At 46.2% G+C, this 21,276-nt stretch carries 19 protein-coding genes; 1 reads left to right on the top strand and 18 read right to left on the bottom strand.

The genetic code is table 11. The features are described 5' to 3' along the window. Window positions 1-145: 145 nt before the first annotated feature. From EV146_RS17225 to mce, 6 genes are all read right to left on the bottom strand, one after another. Window positions 146-1,405, bottom strand: coding sequence for a DNA polymerase IV (locus EV146_RS17225; protein WP_132008743.1), 1,260 nt, complete (start codon window positions 1,403-1,405; stop codon window positions 146-148). Window positions 1,406-1,498: 93 nt separating this feature from the next. Next, on the bottom strand, window positions 1,499-2,176 hold the full coding sequence (locus tag EV146_RS17220; RefSeq protein ID WP_132008740.1) for an FMN-dependent NADH-azoreductase: 678 nt from the start codon (window positions 2,174-2,176) through the stop codon (window positions 1,499-1,501). A gap of 149 nt (window positions 2,177-2,325) precedes the next feature. Beyond that, complete coding sequence (locus tag EV146_RS17215; protein WP_132008737.1) at window positions 2,326-2,796, bottom strand: chemotaxis protein CheW; 471 nt, start codon at window positions 2,794-2,796, stop codon at window positions 2,326-2,328. 91 nt (window positions 2,797-2,887) lie between these two features. Continuing rightward, window positions 2,888-4,009: a tripeptidase T gene (locus EV146_RS17210; protein WP_132008734.1), complete on the bottom strand. Its 1,122-nt coding sequence runs from the start codon at window positions 4,007-4,009 to the stop codon at window positions 2,888-2,890. Window positions 4,010-4,090: 81 nt separating this feature from the next. Continuing rightward, complete coding sequence (locus EV146_RS17205) at window positions 4,091-5,641, bottom strand: acyl-CoA carboxylase subunit beta (protein ID WP_132008731.1); 1,551 nt, start codon at window positions 5,639-5,641, stop codon at window positions 4,091-4,093. Between the two features lie 7 nt (window positions 5,642-5,648). Further along, window positions 5,649-6,059: a methylmalonyl-CoA epimerase gene (mce, locus tag EV146_RS17200; RefSeq protein WP_132008728.1), complete on the bottom strand. Its 411-nt coding sequence runs from the start codon at window positions 6,057-6,059 to the stop codon at window positions 5,649-5,651. A 161-nt stretch (window positions 6,060-6,220) separates the two neighbouring features. Between mce and prli42 the strand changes: the two genes are divergently transcribed. Continuing rightward, window positions 6,221-6,316 (top strand): stressosome-associated protein Prli42, encoded by a 96-nt coding sequence (prli42, locus tag EV146_RS27120; RefSeq protein ID WP_158287127.1) that lies wholly within the window; start codon window positions 6,221-6,223, stop codon window positions 6,314-6,316. 40 nt (window positions 6,317-6,356) lie between these two features. Here the strand turns inward: prli42 and EV146_RS17195 are convergent, their stop codons facing one another. The 12 genes from EV146_RS17195 to bcd form a co-directional block, all read right to left on the bottom strand. Further along, window positions 6,357-6,854: a L,D-transpeptidase gene (locus EV146_RS17195; RefSeq protein ID WP_241993945.1), complete on the bottom strand. Its 498-nt coding sequence runs from the start codon at window positions 6,852-6,854 to the stop codon at window positions 6,357-6,359. Window positions 6,855-6,893: 39 nt separating this feature from the next. After that, window positions 6,894-7,889 (bottom strand): aromatic acid exporter family protein, encoded by a 996-nt coding sequence (locus tag EV146_RS17190; protein ID WP_121611915.1) that lies wholly within the window; start codon window positions 7,887-7,889, stop codon window positions 6,894-6,896. Window positions 7,890-8,032: 143 nt separating this feature from the next. Next, window positions 8,033-8,470 carry a BrxA/BrxB family bacilliredoxin gene (locus EV146_RS17185; RefSeq protein ID WP_121611914.1) on the bottom strand — a complete coding sequence of 146 codons (438 nt, stop codon included), beginning with the start codon at window positions 8,468-8,470 and terminating at the stop codon, window positions 8,033-8,035. 205 nt (window positions 8,471-8,675) lie between these two features. Continuing rightward, on the bottom strand, window positions 8,676-9,815 hold the full coding sequence (gene meaB / locus EV146_RS17180; RefSeq protein ID WP_132008722.1) for a methylmalonyl Co-A mutase-associated GTPase MeaB: 1,140 nt from the start codon (window positions 9,813-9,815) through the stop codon (window positions 8,676-8,678). Continuing rightward, the gene (scpA, locus tag EV146_RS17175) at window positions 9,816-12,008 is read right to left on the bottom strand and encodes a methylmalonyl-CoA mutase (protein WP_132008719.1); all 2,193 of its coding nucleotides are present in this window, start codon (window positions 12,006-12,008) and stop codon (window positions 9,816-9,818) included. Next, window positions 11,992-13,965, bottom strand: coding sequence for a methylmalonyl-CoA mutase family protein (locus tag EV146_RS17170; protein ID WP_132008716.1), 1,974 nt, complete (start codon window positions 13,963-13,965; stop codon window positions 11,992-11,994). Before EV146_RS17170 ends, scpA begins: the two co-directional genes overlap by 17 nt. 192 nt (window positions 13,966-14,157) lie before the next feature. Then, window positions 14,158-15,453, bottom strand: coding sequence for a dihydrolipoamide acetyltransferase family protein (locus tag EV146_RS17165; protein WP_132008713.1), 1,296 nt, complete (start codon window positions 15,451-15,453; stop codon window positions 14,158-14,160). Window positions 15,454-15,483: 30 nt separating this feature from the next. Then, window positions 15,484-16,467: an alpha-ketoacid dehydrogenase subunit beta gene (locus EV146_RS17160; protein WP_132008710.1), complete on the bottom strand. Its 984-nt coding sequence runs from the start codon at window positions 16,465-16,467 to the stop codon at window positions 15,484-15,486. Window positions 16,468-16,479: 12 nt separating this feature from the next. Continuing rightward, complete coding sequence (locus tag EV146_RS17155; RefSeq protein ID WP_132008707.1) at window positions 16,480-17,475, bottom strand: thiamine pyrophosphate-dependent dehydrogenase E1 component subunit alpha; 996 nt, start codon at window positions 17,473-17,475, stop codon at window positions 16,480-16,482. Window positions 17,476-17,518: 43 nt separating this feature from the next. Then, entirely contained in the window at window positions 17,519-18,940 is a 1,422-nt protein-coding gene (gene lpdA / locus EV146_RS17150) for a dihydrolipoyl dehydrogenase (RefSeq protein WP_132008703.1), read from the bottom strand. Between the two features lie 23 nt (window positions 18,941-18,963). Then, window positions 18,964-20,043, bottom strand: a complete 1,080-nt coding sequence (gene buk / locus EV146_RS17145; protein WP_132008700.1) for a butyrate kinase — start codon at window positions 20,041-20,043, stop codon at window positions 18,964-18,966. A gap of 69 nt (window positions 20,044-20,112) precedes the next feature. Then, window positions 20,113-21,210, bottom strand: a complete 1,098-nt coding sequence (bcd, locus tag EV146_RS17140; protein ID WP_132008697.1) for a branched-chain amino acid dehydrogenase — start codon at window positions 21,208-21,210, stop codon at window positions 20,113-20,115. Window positions 21,211-21,276 lie beyond the last annotated feature (66 nt).

The following is a 21,276-nucleotide window of genomic DNA, read 5'->3' as shown; positions in this document are numbered from 1 at the left end:
CTTCTTCCCTTCTCCTGTATGTATTGGTTGTAAAAGAGTACACTCTAATTTAGCAATATAATGTAGAAGTTTGCAAATAATCGAGCTAGTTTTCCTCTTTTATTTTTAGATTTTACCATAAAGAATAAACAATATTTGATAAATTTTAATCTTGTTTTTTATTCTGGAGAAAATCCTTGTTAAAACTTGTATCATTGCCGGAAGATTTCCTTATTCCCTGCTGGTTTAAGTGTGAGCTTGCCCTCCCGATAATACTTTTCCCAAATTTTTCTTTTAATTTCGACACTGTCTGCACAAGGTGTTCTTTTTCTGCCTCCTGCTCATATGAAAAAAGGTCCAGCTGCTTAACGGCTGATTCTGCCTCCATCAGACCTGTGACGGTAATTCCCAGCAGCCTGACAGGATTTCCATTCCAATTTTTGATGAACAGAGCTTTTGCGGCTTCGACTATCTCTTCCTTGCGGCCAGCTGGATTATCCAGCTTATGGCTCCTGTTTATCGTCTTCCGGTCTTTATAGCGGATGGTGATGCCAAGAATCGTTGAAACAACCTGTTTGCGTTTCATCCTGGCCTCCACCTGATCAGCCAGCTTATCCAGCACCTTCAGCAGTTCCTGTTGGTTAGCAATATCTCTCGGGAGAGTTGTCGAGTTCCCGATACTTTTAAAATCGTAAATCGACTCGGGATCTACCGGCCTACTGTCTACCCCGTTAGCCCGTTCCCGCAGTCTTGCTCCATTGATTCCCAATAAAGCCTTTAATTGAATTTCATTGGAACCCGCGAGATCCGCAATCGTACGGATCCCAATGGAATCGAGTTTTTCCGCCGTTTTTTTGCCCACCCCATGCATCTCCCCAACATCGAGAGGCCAAAGAATCCTGGAAACATCGCGTTTCCTGAGGATCGTGATTCCCATTGGCTTTTTCATGTCAGATGCCATCTTGGCTAAAAATTTATTTGGGGCGATGCCAATGCTGCATGGCAAATCGAGCTGTTCTAGGATTCGCTTTTGGATGGTTTCGGCAATAAACAGCGGAGAGCCGAGATCCTTGCTCTCAGTTATATCAACATAGCCTTCATCAATGGAAACCGGTTCAACCAAATCGGAAAATTGGCGAAGGATATCGAACATACCTGACGAGGCCGCACGGTACCTCTCAAAATTTGGAGTTTTTATAATGAGCTGAGGACATAGTTTCTTTGCTTCCCAAAGCGGCATTGTTGTTTTAACACCAAACGAACGTGCTTCGTAGCTGCATGTAACAATGATGCCCCTTCTCTCCTCGGGATTACCGGCAATGGCCAGTGGTTTCCCTTTTAGGGATGGATCATAGGCCATTTCTACAGAGGCATAGAAGCTGTTCATATCGACATGGAATATAACCCTTCCGTTTTTAGGATACATTATATGTGATCACGCCCTAACAGATTGTTCCCTGTCATTTTACCATTAAACAAAGAAAAAGACCCACACCACTGTGAGACTTGGTCGCTTTGTTTATTTGGGGTTGACCGCAGCTGTGGCCCTGATCTTCGCCATCTCCCTCGCCGCCATTCCAGCCTGTTCCTTTGCCCTCGACATAATTGCGGGAACCTGCTCAGGATAATGATCCAGCCCCTCCGCCACAATGGTATCCATTAGTTCCATGCCAAGGAAGGTGAGTGCTTTGCGTACATACTGGTCACCCATCTCAAATTCCGCCATTGGGCCGGCAGAATAGATGCCGCCGCGGGTCTGGATGTGAATGGCTTTTCTTCCTGTCAACAACCCTTTAGGACCTTCACTTGTGGTGATGAACGTCTTGTTAACCAGGAACAGATTATCCATGAATTTTTTCAGGATTGCTGGAGCGCCCAAGTTCCAGATGGGGGTAACAAAAACATAATAATCAGCGGCGATGAATCGATCAGCAAGCCTGTGCATCTCGGTGTAGCGCTCTCTTTCATCATTTGACAGCTGATCCGGCGAATAACCCATAAATGAGAGCTTCGCGCGGGCATAAAGCAAATCCATATCGATTTCCGGAATTTCCATATCATAGAGATGCATTCTCTCAATTTCAATTTCCGGCTGCTCCCTTTGGAAAGCATCGAGAAATACTTCCCCAATTTGAGCCCCTTTCGATAAGTGGACTGCCTTTTTTGGATTTGCAGTAATATAAAGCAGTTTCGGCATATTGTCATCCCTACCTTCAACAAGATTCCAGTTTTATTTTACTAAACCCAGTATGTGAAATCTGAAACAATCGTTGTGGGATTATGGATTTTTTGTGTCAAAATGCAATATACAGGAAGGCATCATGCAGCCTTTTCCACGCTTTCCATCTACCTTGTGCCTCCTTCAATAACAGCTTTGACTTCTTTGATTCCTTCAAGAGATTCAATCATCCTGCCAGGGTCAAGAATGATGACCATTCTATCGGATAAGGTGGCGATCCCTTTCAAATAATCAATTTTATGAAAGGCAGCCAGTTCAGGACGATGAATGCTTTCCGCAGGAATTTCCATAATTTCTGTTGCAGCCTTTACGACAACTCCAAAGGATATCCCATCAGCATCCAGGACAATCATCCTTGTTTGATTGTCGGGCTGGAGTCTGCGCTGGTAAAGAATCGCTTCCGAGTCTATTGCCGGAATCAAATGATCCCTTACCTTCACCACCCCCATGAAGAAATCAGGCATTTGAGGTACGGGAGTAATTTCTTCCGTTTTTTCAATCGATATCACATTAAAAATCGGAAGTGCAAACTCCTCATTCCCGGCCTGAAAGATAACTGCTTTGCTCGTTTCTGACATAAAATAATCACCTCCTGAAATCTACTTTCCTTGAAACTAATAGTATCAAAAAGCGAAAAAAAAGGAGCACCAATAGATGCTCCTCCCCTTTTTACTGTGCTGCTACCTCTTCGATGATGGCAATCACCATTTCTCCGAGCTTTTCCAGTTCCTCAATCGGCATGCGTTCGTTTGTTGTATGAATGTCCTCGTAGCCCACTGCAAGGTTGACTGTCGGTATGCCAAAACCTGCAATGACGTTCGCATCACTGCCGCCGCCGCTCTTTTGCAGTTCACAGCTCCGTCCAATCTTGGCAGCAGCTTTACGCGCAATCTCCACCACGAGATCCCCTTCGCCATATTTAAATCCAGGATACATGACCTCAACATCAACCTCTGCTTTGCCTCCCATTTGATTTGCGGCTGTTTCAAAGGCCTCCTTCATCTTGCTTACCTGGGCTTCCATTTTTTCAGGGACGAGGGAGCGGGCTTCGGCAAGGATTTCGACATAATCGCAGACAATATTCGTTTGTGTTCCACCCTGAAAACGGCCAATGTTAGCTGTTGTTTCCTCATCAATTCGGCCGAGCGGCATTTTTGCGATTGCTTTGGCCGCAACGGTGATTGCAGAAACCCCTTTTTCGGGGGCTACACCTGCATGGGCTGTTTTGCCGTAAATTTTAGCAAAAATCTTCGCTTGTGTAGGGGCTGCTACCACGACATTTCCGACTTTTCCATCACTGTCCAGTGCATAGCCATATTTGGCATTCAGCAGAGATGGATCGAGCACCTTGGCCCCAACCAGGCCGGATTCCTCTCCAACTGTAATAACAAACTGGATAGTGCCATGAGGGATTTGCTGTTCATGAAGGACCCTGATGATTTCAAGCATAACTGCAAGGCCGGTCTTATCGTCTGCACCAAGAATCGTTGTTCCGTCTGTAACCACATAGCCGTCTTTGATCGACGGTTTTACACCGCGGGCCGGGACAACAGTATCCATATGAGAAGTGAAATAGATAGGCTCAACGCCTTCTTTTGTCCCTTTAAGAGTACAAATTAGATTGCCTGCTCCGTGCCCGGTCTGGGCAGTTGTATCATCCTCGTATACTTCGAGGCCGAGGTCTGTAAACTTTTGTTTCAGGACTTTTGAGATTTCTGCCTCATGCTTTGTCTCCGAGTCAATCTGGACTAATTCGAGAAACTCGTTTAATAATCGTTCATTGTTAATCATGTGACGACCTCCAGGATATGTATATGCTAATTTAGTATACCTTTACGATGCAGCTGTCATCAAACTTTTTACCTGCCTTCATTATAAAGGCATATTCCCGTGCTTCCTCCTGGGCCGTATTTCTTTTTTGGTTCGGAGCATTTCAAGTGCCTGGATGATTTTGATTCTTGTTTCCCTGGGATCAATGACATCATCCACCATTCCCCTGCTTGCTGCTATATATGGATTTGCGAACTTTTCACGGTATTCCTCGATTTTTTGCTGCCTCACTGCCTCGGGGTTGTCACTGCTTTGGATTTCCTTGTTAAAAATGATGTTTGCTGCACCCTGAGGTCCCATGACCGCAATTTCGGCATTGGGCCAGGCGAAAACAAGATCAGCCCCTATAGATTTGCTGTTCAGGGCTACATACGCTCCTCCGTAAGCCTTCCTCAGAATAATTGTGAGCTTAGGCACCGTCGCCTCAGAATATGCATACAGGATTTTAGCTCCATGGCGGATAATCCCCCCGTGCTCCTGCTTGATTCCAGGGAAAAAGCCTGTAACGTCTTCAAAAGTAATAATTGGGATATTAAAGGAATCACAAAACCGAATGAAACGTGCAGCCTTATCCGATGAATCAATGTCCAGTCCTCCTGCCAGGAATTTTGGCTGGTTGCAGACGAGCCCAGCCACCTCTCCTTTAATCCTTGCAAGACCGATGACGATATTCTTGGCAAAATCCTTCTGGATCTCAAGGAACGATCCTTCATCTACGACCTGGGCAATGACACTGCGCACATCATAGGGCCTGACAGCATCAAAGGGAATGGCATCAGCAAGGTCGGGACGATAATTATCCTCCTCTTCCGTTTCCATCCTTGGCGGCTTTTCCTCGTAGCATTGCGGCAGGTAGCTTAGCAAGCTCCGGACCATTTCAAGGATTTCCGTCTCTGTATCCGCATGGAAGTGGGCATTTCCGCTTACTGTATTATGGATTCGGGCTCCCCCAAGGTCTTCGGCTGAAATCTTTTCCCCTGTAACGGTTTCAATGACTTTAGGTCCTGTTATAAACATTTGGCTTGTCTTTTCCACCATGAAGACGAAATCAGTGATAGCAGGAGAATAGACGGCCCCTCCTGCACAAGGACCCATGATGACCGATATCTGTGGGATGACACCCGAGTAAATAGAGTTTCTGTAAAAAATCTGCCCGTATCCGTCCAGGGAAACAACCCCTTCCTGTATGCGGGCTCCGCCTGAGTCATTCAGGCCGATAAATGGAGCCCCATTTTTAGCGGCCAGATCCATGACGGCTGCAATTTTATAAGCATGCATTTCCCCGAGCGCCCCTCCAAATACAGTAAAGTCCTGAGAGAACAAATAAACTGGCCGTCCATTGACCTTCCCGTAACCAGTTACAACTCCGTCGCCAGGACCTTTTTGGTTTTCAAGGCCGAAGTCCGTACTCCGATGCTCTATAAAAGGGTTCAATTCTACAAAAGTGCCATCGTCAACGAGCAGGTCGATTCTCTCTCTGGCAGTTAATTTTCCTTTCTCATGCTGCCTGTCGATCCGCTCATCACCGCCTCCAAGTTCAATTTTCCGACGGCGGTCATACAGTTCGTTTATCTTTTCATATATATCTGACATACGCTTTTCAGTCCTTCCCTTCCTTCTCGCAAAGTTCAAATAAAGCGCTTCCAGTTGACCGCGGGTGCATGAACGCAATCTGTGCATTGCCAGCACCTCTTTTAGGAAGATCATTAATCATGGTGATCCCTTTTTCCTTGATTTGATCGATACGCTCCTTGATCGAGTCGACTCCCAGTGCGATATGGTGGATTCCCTCGCCCCGCTTTTCAATATGGCGGGCAATCGGGCTTTCCTTGGATGTCGGCTCAAGCAGTTCAATTTTTGATTTCCCCGCTTTTAGAAAAGCGACCCTCACCTTTTCACTTTCCACTTCTTCTATTCCCAAAAGAGGAAGCTGGAGCACCTCTGTGTAAAAGGGAAGGGATTGTTCAAGAGACTTTACAGCCACTCCAATATGATCAATATTTTTAATCATGATCGCACCCCCGGATAATATCAGACTATAATGAATACATTTTTTATATTCGATATAAATCGTGTGTACTCCTTCTTAAAATAAAGTATTGTACAAACCCTCCTTGAATTGTAGTATAATAATGCGTAAACGTCCTAGGGAACGGAAAGGGGAAATGAATCTTGGGCAACCGCAAAACCCGCAAAATCATTGTTTACCTCATGCTGTTTGTCATGCTGGCTTCAACCCTGCTGGCAGGCATAGCAACTTTCCTATAAATAAAAGCAAAAAAGGCCTGTTCCGCGGAACAGGCCTTTCTTATTCTATTGCATTATTTTCATCAGCCAGCTGGTGAAAACTTTTACTGCTGCTGACAATGAGGATCTTTGTGCCGAGAGGAATATGCTCGTACAGGGATTCTGCCGCTTCGTTCTGAAGTCTTATACAGCCCTGGGAGATATATTTGCCGATGGACAAAGGGTCGTTTGTACCATGGATTCCGTATGTCCGGCCGTCCGTGCCGTCCGCATCAAACCCAATCCACCTGCTCCCGAGAGGGTTTCGGGGATCGCCGCCAGGTATATCCTTCCTGCGGTAATAAGGATTCACTGCCTTGACGGTAACCGTGAACATCCCTTCAGGAGTAAGATCATCCGTTTTTCCTGTTGCTGCACCCACAACGGTCTGCACTTTGTTATCCTTAATGAAGGCGACTTGATTTGTTTTTTTATTTACAATAAGAAAGGGGTCGCCCGGCAAGGGGTTCGTCCCCAGCGGCCATATAGGAGAAAAAACAAAGGAGAGCAGGACTGCCATAATAATTCCTTGCATACGATCACCAGCCTGTTTTTCTTCTTAGTTTGCTTCCAGGCTCTTTTTTTGATTCGGATTCTCCTGCCTTTTTAACCCTTTGAATGAACGTTTTAATAGGAGGAACCGTTCCATTTCATTAACAAAATGAAGCAGTGCAGCCCTGGCTTCGAATTCTTCCCTTGTCCTCGGCAGCTCCATGTTTACAAACTCCGTCCTCATTCGATACAGCTTCTCAAGATGATAGAGAACCGTATTGCCGGGATTTATCCCCTTTGAAAGCAGCTCTATAAAATCAGCTACCATTTCCCCTTGTTCGATATTGTTTGGTATGGAAGTAATGGATGGCAGGACACGCTCAATAATATCAAATTGTTTTTCACGTATTTTAAAATACTGATAGTACAAGTTTTCTCCTTGAAGAAAATGATTCTCCACGTCCTGAAGGGCCAGCGATTTTGCCTTTTCGATCAGCCTTGCGGTCTTGGGAAGCTCCTCTCCTGTCCAGCCGCTGTCACCCTGCCGGATAAATCGTGCAATTTCCCGAAAAATATTTTTAAAGTTTTCCTCTACCTGCTGCCTGTACTGCTCAAGCCTGGTATCGACACTGGGCATGTACAAATTCATGATCAGTGCAACCCCGATACCAATTAAGACAATCCCCAGCTCATTCAGGAGGAGTCCGGTGGTAACCTTGCCTGCTGAATAGATATGCAGGATAATGACACTGCTCGATACCACTCCATCCCTTGCCCCTGCCATCACAACCGTTGGTATAAAGAATAAAAGCATCAGGCCGATAACAAGCGGGTGATACGCAATCCCCTCAAAAAAGACCGTCGAGAAGCACATAGCAAACACGCAGGCAAGAATACGGTCCCAGGAAGCCCGAAGTGACTTTCTTTTTGTGACCTTAATGCAAAGAATGGTGAGGATTCCGGCAGAAGCAAAATTTGTAAACCCCAGGTACTGGGCAATTATGATGGAGACCGCCGTCCCTAAAGCGGTTTTCAATGTTCGATATCCGATTTTAAACCTCATATGATTCTCCTTAGGCAGGTGCTTTTTGCCCCCCTTTCCAGAAAGATCGGCGGCAAAAGCACACTGATACAAATAAAAAGATGACCAGTTAGATGATCATCTTTTTATTCTAGCAGATTATCCATTTATGCTAAAAGGCTTAATTAAACTTCGTCACAATATTGGTCAAATGCCTGCTGCAGTTTTTGGACCACTGCCATAGGATCGTGGCCTTCAATATCATGCCGCTCAATCATTGTAACAATCTCGCCATCTTTTAATAGTGCGAAAGAAGGCGAGGATGGCGGGTAGCCTGTAAAGTAGCTGCGGGCCTTGGCTGTTGCTTCCTTATCCTGCCCCGCAAAAACTGTTACCAGCTGATCAGGGCGCTTATCATAATGCAATGCGTGTGAAGCGGCTGGACGGGCGATGCCACCTGCGCAGCCGCAAACAGAATTCACCATCACAAGAGTTGTACCTTTTTTAGCAAAAGCTTCCTCGACTTGTTCGGGTGAAACCAATTCCGTATATCCAGCAGCACCGATTTCCTGGCGTGCCTGGCGAACCACATCATTCATGAATAAATTAAAATCCATACTCAACTCTAAAACACTCCTTTAAAGTAGGCTTACTCACCTGCATAACTATATCATAACAAGAGGCGGGCGAAATTTTCAAACAGCAACTTTTTTAAAATTGAAAGTTTATTGCCGATCATATGGGGAATAGTAACAATACAGCTAGATCCATACCCCTAAACTCCCTAGATGAAGGACAGTGCCTATATGCACTGTCCTCCTTTTTCTGCTACTTTAAAAATTTATTCAAATAGACATTAAACAGCTCCTCAACCCCCGAGGCTACGGGACGGCTCCCCGAAATAACCTCATTCTCGATTTTGGGAAGAATCTGTTTGACACCATTGTCCAAAAAGAAGCTGGATTGCAGCTGATCAGCGATCATGGAATGAAGCCATTTTCTTGTTTGATTTCTCCTGCGATCGTCAAAAATGCCGGACCGTTTTGTTTCAATTTCAAAGTCTTTAACCAATTCCCATATATCCGTTATCCCGGATGGCTTAATGGAAGAACAGGCAAGAGCTCTGGTGGCCCACCCTTTTGTTGCAGGCTGAAGATAGTGAAGAATCCGATTATATTCTTCACGGGCTTTATTCGCCATTTCCTGGTTTGAACCATCGGCTTTATTTACAATGATGGCATCCGCAAGCTCCATAATCCCCTTCTTCATTCCCTGAAGCTCATCCCCGGCACCTGTCAAAACCAGCAGCATAAAAAAGTCAACCATATCCCGGACGACGACTTCACTTTGTCCCACCCCGACCGTCTCAACTAAAATCACATCAAATCCTGCAGCTTCACAAATCAGCATCGTTTCTCTGGTCTTCCGATGGACCCCTCCAAGCTTCCCCCCGGATGGGGACGGGCGGATGAAAGCATGAGGGTTCCTCGCCAGGGTTTCCATTCTGGTCTTATCCCCGAGGATGCTTCCGCCGCTCAGGCTGGAAGTAGGGTCGATGGCAAGGACGGCAACTTTTTTTCCAAGATCGCAAAGGTAAGAACCGAACACTTCAATAAAAGTGCTTTTCCCTGCACCCGGCACGCCAGTTATGCCAATGCGGATGGAACCTCCTGAATGAGGCAGGAGAGATTCAAGGAGGTTTTGCCCTTTTTGAAAGTGTTGTTCAGTATTGCTTTCAATAAGGGTAATTCCCCTTGCAAGAGAAGCCCTGCTTCCCGCAAGAATCTCTGCAGAAAGGCGGGCAATATTGAGTTCACCGGCGCCTTCCTTCTTGACAAATCTTCCTGCTTTTAACAGTCTTTCGTTTGAAGCATTGGAAGGTGACGCTTCCTCCCCTCCCCTGCTTTTATGATTGGAGTATGGATCATTGCTGGTTTTAAATTTATCTGGTTTTTTCTGGTTCTCCATCTACGGTCCCACTTCCTCATAACCAAGGCGTTCATAGACAGTTTTAATTACTTTCTGGGCAGCAACTGGAATCACTGTGCCCGGACCAAAAATAGCACGGGCACCTTGATCATAAAGAAATTTATAATCCTGTGCCGGTATGACACCGCCGATAACGACGACAATGTCATCTCTTCCATGCTTTTTTAATTCCTGGACCAGCTGCGGGAGAAGGGTTTTATGGCCTGCAGCAAGTGAGCTGATGCCGACAACATGCACATCATTTTCTACTGCCTGTACGGCGGTCTCTTCAGGAGTCTGGAATAATGGGCCAATATCTACATCAAACCCCAAATCGGCAAAGGCAGTTGAAATAACCTTTGCACCACGATCATGGCCATCCTGCCCCATCTTTGCAATTAATATTCTCGGACGTCTTCCTTCGTTTTCAAGAAACTCCTCGGTCATATTCCTTACCGCTTCTATTTCTTCTTCATCAGCATAAGAAGAACTGTATATACCGCTGATGGAACGGATGACAGCCTTATGTCTGCCAGCTGCCTTTTCGACCGCGTAGGAAATTTCACCCAGCGTTGCCCTGGCCCTTGCCGCCCTGACAGCAAGCTCCAGTAAATTCCCAAGTCCGGACTTTGCTGCTGCAGTGAGCTGGTCCAGAGCCTGGTCCACCTGGTCTTGATCCCGGGATGCTCTCAAGTAATTAAGCCTATCGATTTGAGTTTGACGGACAGCAGAATTATCAATATCAAGGATCTCAAGCGGCTCTTCCGTATCCACTCTAAAGCAATTTACTCCGATGATCGTTTCCCGCCCAGAATCAATATGTGCCTGACGCCTGGCAGCAGCTTCTTCAATTTTCATTTTGGGGAGTCCAGTCTCAATCGCTTTTGCCATACCTCCGAGTTTTTCAATTTCCTCAATATGTTCCCAGGCACGTTCAGCAAGCCTGGCCGTCAAACTTTCCACATAATAGCTCCCGCCCCACGGATCAATGACATTCGTCATCCCGGTTTCTTCCTGTAAGAAAAGCTGGGTATTCCGTGCAATCCTTGCAGAGAAATCAGTTGGCAGGGCGATTGCTTCGTCCAGTGCATTCGTATGCAGGGACTGTGTATGTCCCATAGCGGCTGCATGGGCCTCAATTAGTGTACGGATGACATTATTGTAAGGATCTTGTTCTGTCAGGCTCCATCCTGAGGTCTGGGTGTGGGTCCTGAGTGCCATAGACTTTGGATTCTGGGGCTGAAAGGATTTCATCATTTTTGCCCAGATCTGGCGAGCGGCCCTCATTTTTGCCACTTCCATGAAATAATTCATCCCAATGGCCCAGAAAAACGAAAGCCTCGGTGCAAAGGAATCAACATCAATCCCTGCTTTCAGCCCTGTCCTCACGTATTCCAGCCCATCTGCAAGCGTATAGGCAAGCTCAAGGTCTGCAGGAGCGCCTGCCTCCTGCAGATGATACCCAGAAATGCTGATCGAGTTAAACCTAGGCATGTATTTAGAGGTGTATTCGAAAATATCGGCAATGATTTTCATGGACATATCAGGCGGATAAATATAAGTGTTCCTTACCATGTATTCTTTTAAAATATCATTCTGTATCGTCCCTGATAATTTTTCCTGTGAAACCCCCTGTTCCTCAGCTGTTACAATGAAAAAAGCCATGATTGGCAGGACCGCACCATTCATTGTCATGGATACGGACATCTGGTCAAGGGGAATCCCTTCAAAAAGGATTTTCATATCCAGGATGGAATCGATGGCGACCCCGGCTTTCCCGACATCCCCGACAACCCTCGGATGATCAGAGTCATAACCACGGTGGGTCGCCAGGTCAAACGCAACAGACAGCCCTTTTTGCCCCATTGCCAGGTTGCGCCGGTAAAAGGAATTGCTTTCCTCCGCTGTCGAAAAACCAGCATATTGCCTCACTGTCCATGGCCTGTTCACATACATGGCAGGATAAGGGCCCCTCGTATAAGGCGGGAATCCGGGTTTATCCTCCAAATTTGCTAGCCCTGCTGTATCCTTCCCTGTATAAAGCCCCTTCAGCTTGATTCCTTCATTTGTCTCATAGCAATCAATTTCTGCTTCTTTTCCAATTTGGACTGCCTTCTCTTTCTCAAGTTCGGAGGCAATTGCTCTTTCGGTTGAAAACAATGCAACTTTTCTAAAATCAGGCTTTGCCTTCATTGAAATCCTCCTCCAGCTCCTGCAATAAATTTGAAAGGAGCTCACAGCTATTGATCTTTGCATGGATATATTTCTCGATGCCCCCTGCTGTAAGCTCTTTTCTCATTTCCTCTTCAGGAAATCCGGCAAGACTAAGCTTTACATGAGGGAGCACCGATTTTATTTCCTTAATCAGTCCTGGACCCATTTCCTTATACTGCCGGTTTCCGCCGCAAACACAAATATGAATCAAACCAGTTGACTTGATAAACTCGATGGCTTCCATAGATTCTGTTACCATTGGACTTTTAAGGGTTTCAATACCGCCAGCCGCCATTATGCCGCTGATAAAATCAACCCTGGGCTTGTGCTGCTGCAGCTCTCCAAGCACAATCAGGCCTATGGCCGGCTTCTTTCCTGACAGCTTTTCAATCTCTGCAGCTTTGTACCGCAGTTCTTCAAATGGCTCAGCCAGTCTTATAGAGGGGACAGGTTGAAAACTCTCAGCGGCTTCAGAACTGGAGGCCGAAATAAACACGGGCTGGGAAGATGCCACCTTTTCCATTATCTCCTCAATGGAACCGGGAGCAGATAATGCATCCTCGACAGAAGCTTCCTTCTTTCCGATGTTTTCGGACAGGTTTGCATAAACATTTGTTCCTATGATGCTTTGCTTTCTAAAAAGAATATCGTGTTTCCGTTTAGTCAAGACTTCATGAAGTTTAGTTTGAAGCCATTCTTTTTTCAATGCCTCCAGAATTCCTCCTATATCCTCCATTTCTAAAAAAAGGTCCCAAGCCTGCTGTGCTAATTGATGCGTTAGTGCCTCAATATACCATGAACCGCCAGCTGGATCGGACACCCTTTCAAGCTGGGCCTCTGCTTTCAGGATCAGCTGCGTGTTTCGGGCTATTCTTTCAGAAAATGCATTGGGTTTGCCAAACGTTTCATTGAAAGACCTCACATCAAGAAACCTGGCTCCGCCCAAAACTGCTGCAAAAGCTTCATTCCCTGCCCGCAGGAGATTAACATTTGGATCCAGGACCGTTTTAGTGAACATCGAGGTTTCAGCTGAAATGAGCATCTTGCGTTTACCGGCAGCCACCCCGTATGCTTCCATTGCTTTATCCCACAAAATCCGGGCGGCCCTAAGCTTTGCGGTTTCCATGAAGAAATTCGCTCCGATGGAATAATGAAAAACGAGTTTTTCTAATGCATGATCGACTTCCCAGCCTCTGTCGATCAGCTGCTGAAGATAAAAAATGCCGGACGAAATGGCAATCGCCAGTTCCTGTACCGCATTAGCCCCGCCGTTATGGTAGGGAGCTGTATTGACAAGAATGGTTTTGACACCGGGCAGCTGCTGATCTGTAAATGCTATCGTATGTTCCCATCTGTTAAAAAACTCTTTTTCCTCGAGTGGAAGGGCTCCATATCGTGCAGCTTCGGCAATAGGATCGGACGCGATAAAACCATCTATTTCACTGTTTTTTCCAGATTCCGTCCTTGCCAGGATCATAAAAGCCAAAAAAGCCTCGCAGTAACTCCCTGTGTTGATGCTGAAAGGACCAAGTGACTGGCATTCAGCCAGAAAGTCTTTTAACTTATCCGGCGAAGAGAAAAGTGATGGTTTAATCTCGAAAGCAATCGCTGTCTGGCCCATCGACAGGGCTGTCCTGATTTTATCCCTGAGATTTTCAGCGTCAATATAGGATATTTTATTGGCAACGTGCCATCCGCCTTTAAAGGTTCCCGGAGTATCCATTCCCCGTCTGAAATCCGGGAGACCGGGATACTGAGGAAGCCTTTCCCCGTCAACATCCTCCATCCCATAAAGCGGTTTTAGCAATATATCTTCATATGTACTTTTGTAAAGGCTTTCAAAACTTTTGCCATTAAGGGACTCCTTGGTCTTGTGCATCCATGCTTCTTGACTGACTTTGGGAAAAAGCTCCGCCTTCATTTTATCAATCTCCATAATCCACTGCCCTTTTCGGACAGCCCTCCCCTCCTTTCAAAAGGTAAAATATATTTTTATAACTTTCAAACTATTCCCTATAATTGTAGTATAACAGGGGAGGCTTGGAAATTGCCAGCAGCTTCGGTCCCATGTCCAGATGTTATTCTAATATAAAAACAGCATTGTGTTTTTGCACAATGCTGTTTTTCCTTAATAAATGGACGTCGTTTCCTTAGATATGGTTTCAATGATTTCTTTCACCCGCTGCAGGAACCTGCCGCAGATGAGGCCATCCAGCACACGGTGGTCAAGAGATAAACACAGGTTTACCATGTCCCTTACAGCAATCATCCCATTGTTCATGACGACAGGTCTTTTTACAATTGATTCCACCTGTAAAATGGCAGCCTGAGGATAGTTAATAATCCCCATTGATTGAACCGAGCCGAATGAACCAGTGTTATTGACTGTAAATGTCCCGCCCTGCATATCCTCTGCTTGCAGTTTGCCGGAACGGACTTTCGACGCTAGTTCGGAAATTTCTCGGGCCATGCCTTTAATCGTTTTTTCATCTGCATGTTTGATAACCGGGACAAAAAGGGCATCATCGGTGGCAACCGCAATGGATATATTAATATCCTTTTTCCGGATGATTTTTTCCCCTGCCCACATTGAATTGACTTCAGGATATTCCTTTAAGGCCTGAGCGGCAGCTTTTACAAAGAAGGCAAAGAAAGTCAGATTAAACCCTTCCCTTTGTTTAAATTCATCTTTCATGCCGTTCCTGTACTCCACTAGTGACGTTGCATCAACCTCCACCATGGTCCAGGCATGAGGGATTTCATGCTTGCTCCGAAGCATGTTTGCAGCTATTGCCTTCCTCACCCCTGTCACAGGGATTTCATCATCTCCTGCGTTCATAGGAATGGACGGTGCAGGTACGGCTGCTGCCGGACTCTTGACTGTCTTTTCCAATTGCTGCGGTTCTGGTTTTTCCCCTGCTTGAGCTGATGCTGGTATATTGCCTGTTTCAATCATTCTTTGAAGATCTTTTCTGGTTATCCTGCCGCCTGCTCCAGTCCCCTTTACAAGAGATAGATCGATGGAGTGCTCCTGTGATAGTTTTAAAACAGCTGGTGAATATCGGCTTTTGGCCGGATTCACGACGGAACCAGGTGTCGCGGAATTGGCCTCTGTTTGTTGAATGCCCGCCTCTTCATTTTCACCTGCTTTTGTGCCTCCCGCTTCTTCAGCGGCAGCCGTGCCTGCCACTTCGATTGTTAAAATGACTTCACCTACTGAAAGTGTATCACCTTCATTTGCAATCAAATCTTTAATGGTTCCCGAAAAAGAAGACGGAACCTCTGCATTCACCTTGTCTGTCATGACCTCAGCGAGCGGATCATATTTATTTACTTTATCTCCGGGAGAAACAAGCCACTTACTGATTGTTCCTTCCGTTACGCTTTCTCCCAGCTGGGGCATTTTGATTTGTTCAATAGCCACTAGATGACCCTCCTTCTCCGACTATTACAATTAGTATTCTGCCAGCTCTCTCATTTCTTTTTCCACCTTATCAGGGTTGACCATAAAGAATTTTTCCATCGTTGGAGCATATGGCATTGCCGGAATATCGGGGCCTGCCAAACGCCGGATCGGAGCATCGAGGTCAAACAGGCAATTCTCAGCAATAATCGCGGCCACTTCCCCCATAATGCTTCCTTCTTTGTTATCTTCCGTTAAAAGCAGGACCTTACCCGTTTTTGAGGCCGCTTCAATTATTGCTTCCTTATCCAATGGATAGACTGTTCTTAAATCCAGGATATGGGCGGAAATTCCATCCTTGGCAAGTCGCTCGGCTGCCTGAAGGGCAAAATGGACACACAGACCGTAGGTGATGACTGTAATGTCTTCACCCTCCCGCTTTACATCAGCTTTGCCGATTGGCAGGACATAATCGTCATCCGGAACTTCCCCTTTAATTAAGCGATAGGCCCGTTTATGCTCGAAAAATAAGACAGGATCATCATCCCGGATAGCCGCTTTTAATAATCCCTTTACATCGTAAGGAGTGGAGGGCATGACAATTTTCAAACCGGGCTGATTGGCAAAAACAGCTTCTACTGATTGAGAATGGTAAAGAGCACCATGCACTCCCCCTCCGTACGGCGCACGGATGACAATTGGACAGCTCCAGTCATTATTGGACCGGTAACGGATTCTGGCAGCCTCAGAAATAATCTGGTTGACTGCCGGCATAATGAAGTCGGCAAATTGCATTTCTGCAATCGGCCTCATACCGTACATGGCAGCTCCGATTCCAACTCCCGCAATGGCGGACTCCGCCAAAGGGGTATCAATCACTCGTTCTTCGCCAAACTTTTCATAAAGGCCTTGCGTGGCTTTAAAGACTCCCCCCTTTTTCCCTACGTCTTCACCAAGGACAAAAACCTTTGAGTCCCGTGACATCTCTTCCTCGATTGCCATTGTTACAGCATCTATATAAGATATTACAGCCATTTTCCTTCCCCCTTACTCTTGTGCATACACATATTTTAAGGCGTGTTCGGGATCAGCGTACGGTGCATTCTCTGCGTAGTCAGTTGCCTCGTTGACCAGATTCATCACCTTGTCATTGATCTCCTTTTCTATCTCATCATTCAAAACACCAGCGTCTTTTAAATAAGCAGCAAACGTAGTAATCGGATCCATGGCCTTCGCCTTTGCAACCTCATCGGGCGTACGGTAGCTCCGGTCATCATCGTCAGAGGAATGCGGAGTCAGACGGTACGATACCGTTTCGATCAATGAAGGTCCTTCTCCTTTGCGGGCTCTGTCCGCTGCTTCCTTAACTGCCTTATACACCTCAAGGGGGTCATTTCCATCCACAGTGATGCCTGGCATGCCATATCCTATCGCACGATCAGAAACCTTTTCACAGGCTAGCTGCTTTTCAACTGGGACCGAAATGGCATATTTATTATTCTCGCACATAAAAATCACGGGCAATTTGTGGACTCCTGCAAAGTTTGCCCCTTCGTGAAAGTCGCCCTGGTTGGATGATCCTTCCCCAAACGTCACGAAAGAGACAAGGTCCTTCCCTTCCATCCGTCCTGCGAGCGCCACTCCCACAGCATGGGGCACCTGGGTTGTAACCGGGGAAGATCCCGTTACGATCCTGTTTTTCTTTTGTCCAAAGTGACCAGGCATTTGACGGCCTCCCGAATTGGGATCTTCCGCTTTTGCAAACCCTGAAAGCATCAGTTCTTTTGGAGTCATACCAAATGTCAGGACGACACCCATATCCCTGTAGTAAGGAAGGATGTAGTCCTTGTTCCGGTCAAGGGCATAGGCCGCTCCTACCTGGGCAGCTTCCTGGCCCTGGCACGAGATGACAAATGGTATTTTCCCGGCACGGTTTAAAAGCCACATCCTCTCATCAATCCGGCGGGCAAGGATCATGGTTTCATACATCTCTAATACCTGATCATCGGTTAATCCTAGAGTACCATGACGATTTTTTTCCATAATAGTACCTCCTAATGTTTTAATAGAAAATGTCAATTTTGGATTATGAATGGATTGCTCTTCCGTCGGCTGCCAGTGCAGCCTCGCCAATCGTTTCGGAAAGAGTGGGATGTGGATGGATGGTCTGAGCAATCTCCCAGGGAGTTGCATCTAGAACTCTTGCCAGTCCCGCCTCGGAAATCAGATCGGTCACATACGGCCCAATCATATGTACACCTAATAGGTCATCCGTATCTTTATCTGCAATAATTTTTACAAAACCACCTGATTCCCCAAACACCAGGGCTTTTCCATTGGCCTTGAATGGAAACTTACCAATTTTCACGTTAAGTCCTCTATCTTTTGCTTCCTTCTCTGTCAGACCGACGCTGGCCGCTTCTGGAGAACTGTAAATGCATTTTGAGACAAGCGTATAATCAATAGGAGATGGTTTGTGGCCCGCAATGTGTTCGACCGCATGGATTCCTTCATGTGAAGCAACATGGGCAAGCTGGAGGCCGCCGATGCAATCTCCTATTGCGTATATGTGGGATTCTTTTGTCTGGTAGAATTCATTTGTTTCTATGAATCCATCCTTCAGCTGGATTTCAGTATTTTCAAGTCCAATTCCCTCTACATTCCCACTTCTGCCTACTGATACTAGCAGGGACTCCGCCTTGTATACTTTTGTTTCACCCTTGACCTCGGCTTCAACCAGCACCTGCTCCCCTTTTTCCAGCGTGTCCGGCTTCACTTTAGCACCTGTTACAACCGTGACGCCTTTTTTCTTCATTTGGCGCTCCATTTCTTTCGAAACCTCGATATCCTCGGTTGGAATGATTCTGTCGGCATACTCGAGCACTGTTACGTCCACATCAAAATCAGCAAGCATGGATGCCCATTCTATGCCAATTACACCGCCGCCAACAATAATGATGGATTGGGGCAGTTCTTGGAGATTAAGGGCTTCCTCGGAAGTCAGAATCTGTTTCCCGTCTGCTTCTAGCCCAGGTAAGACGCGCGGCCGGGAACCAGTGGCAATAATGACATTCTTCGGAATGAGCATCTCATTTTCAGAACCATCACACATCTCGACTGAAATGGTTCCGGGCATTGGGGAAAATATTGAAGGTCCAAGGATTCTCCCCATTCCTTCGTATATATCAATTTTCCCTTGTTTCATTAGGTAGGTAACCCCTTTATAGAGCTGTTCGACAATCTTTTCTTTACGCTCCTGGACCTTCGCAAAGTTAACGCTCACCTCCCCGGTCGCAATTCCAAATTCATCGCTCCGTTTGGCTGTTGCATAAACCTCTGCACTTCGCAGCAGCGCCTTGCTTGGTATACAGCCCTTATGCAGGCAGGTACCTCCAAGCTTTGCTTTCTCAACGACAGCGGTTTTCAGGCCAAGCTGTGCCGCCCTTATTGCCGCCACATATCCTCCAGTGCCTCCGCCTAAAATCACTAAATCATATTCCTCCGCCATGCAGCATCCTCCTCCAACTGATACTAATCATAATTCTTGGCTTGCTCTTCCCCTCGCAGGACACGCAATGCTCCTTCTGCCAGCGCCTGAAGATCATTTTCTCCCGGATGGACAATAATATCTGCAATCCAGTTCACCCGCTCGGAAATTTCATTGACAAGCACTTTTCCGTAAGCCAAATCTCCCGTAAGAACGATTGCGTCAATCTTCCCGTATAAAACCGTGCTGGCTGCACCAATTTCTTTTGCCACCTGGTAGGCCATTGCCGCATAGATCCTCTTAGCGTCAGTATTGCCCTTCTCAATCATCTTTTCTACTTTCACTCTGTCATTCGTGCCAAGGTATCCGGAAAGTCCGCTTTGCCCTATCAGCTTTTTCATCATTTCACTCCGATAGAATCCGCCTGAAAAACACAGGGAAACAAGATCTCCCGCCGGAACGGTTCCCGCCCGTTCGGGACTGAAGGGACCATCACCATTCAATCCATTATTGACATCTATCACCCTGCCGTTCTTATGTACACCAACTGTTATTCCTCCACCTAAATGGGCAATGATTAAATTCAGTTCTTCATATAAAATCCCTAACTCCCGGGACACCCTGCGGGCAACAGCTTTTTGATTAAGTGCGTGGAAGATACTTTTTCTTTCAATTAGTGGAAATCCGGATATTCGGGCAACTGGATCCAGTTCATCCACCACTACAGGATCAACAATAAATGCGGGTATATTCAATGCATTTGCGATATCGAATGCGATAATTCCGCCAAGGTTGGAGGCATGCTGGCCGGAATACCCGCTCCTCAGGTCCTTAAGCATTGGAGGATTAACAATATATGTCCCTCCTTCAATTGGGCGGACAAGACCTCCCCTGCCGCAAACTGCATCAAGTCTGGAAATATTGATTCCTTCCATATCCAATGTTTCAAGGATGTCATTTTTTCTGAACCCGTATTGATCAGAAATGTTTTCAAATGAATTTAGCATTTCCAGGTCATGTTCGATGGTCTTTTCCAAAATCAGAACCTCATTATGATAGATTCCAACCTTTGTTGATGTTGATTTCGGATTAATGACCAGAATCCGAAATTCTCTATTCAGCAAATCTATAACCTCCTACCGGTCTTTTCCAAGAGGGATGCGCCGAACACACGACATCCAGCGCATCATTCATCAGCCTCGGCGACTTAAAATGTGGTGTCCATTCTGCAGGAACTGGCTACGTGAATTTCGCATCCTCTCAATGCGCTCCTCTGCCATCCGGTCTGCTGCCAAATAGGTAGGAATGCCGTCTCGTTTTGCTATTTCAATCACCTTAGCAATATTATTGTATATTTGCTCCACCTTCTTCAGAGCCCTGTCACTGTTATAGCCATAAAGTTCATCAGCCACATTGATCACTCCGCCAGCATTAATGACATAATCAGGAGCATAGATAATCCCCAACTCATGAATGATATCCCCGTGTTTTGGGTCTTTCAGCTGATTGTTGGCAGCTCCTGCAATAACCTTTGCTTTAATGTGGGGAATGGTTTCATCATTAATGACTGCACCAAGTGCACAGGGAGCATAAATATCACACTCTATGCTGTATATCTCATCTGGATCCACTGCTCTTGCCCCAAACTCATCCACTGCCTTTTGAACGGCCTCTTTATTAATGTCGGTAACGATAAGTGTTGCTCCCTCTTCATTCAAATGACGGCAGAGATTATATGCAACGTTTCCAACTCCTTGAACCGCTACTACTTTCCCTTCAAGTGAATCGCTGCCGAACGCTTCCTTGGCCGCTGCCTTCATGCCCCGGTAAACACCATAGGCTGTAACAGGCGACGGATTCCCAGAGGAACCGAATGCGGGTGATATCCCTGTCACATAGTCAGTCTCTTCATGGATCAAATCCATATCGGCTACCGTTGTTCCAACGTCCTCTGCTGTGATATAACGTCCATTCAAGCCTTGGATGTACCTTCCAAAAGCCCGGAACATTTCTTCATTTTTATCTTTACGAGGGTCACCGATAATGACCGTTTTCCCGCCTCCCAGATTCAGTCCGGCGGCGGCGTTTTTATAGGTCATCCCTCTTGCCAGGCGCAATGCATCCTCAATTGCAGCTTCCTCCGATGCATAGGTCCACATTCTTGTGCCTCCAAGAGCTGGTCCCAGAGTGGTATCATGTATGGCGATGATCGCCTTTAGTCCAGATTGTTGATCCTGACAAAAAACAAGCTGCTCATAATCATACTTTTCAAGATAGCTGAATATCTCCATGTCTGTTCCTCCCAAATGTTAGCATTGCGAAATAGATCTACAATTCATGATGCAAGAAGTATGCCA

It is taken from the genome of Mesobacillus foraminis (assembly GCF_004340465.1).
Lineage (GTDB): Bacteria > Bacillota > Bacilli > Bacillales > Cytobacillaceae > Mesobacillus_B > Mesobacillus_B foraminis.
The sequence above is the reverse complement of the archived record's forward strand: the minus strand, read 5'-3'. Positions and strand labels throughout refer to the sequence as shown.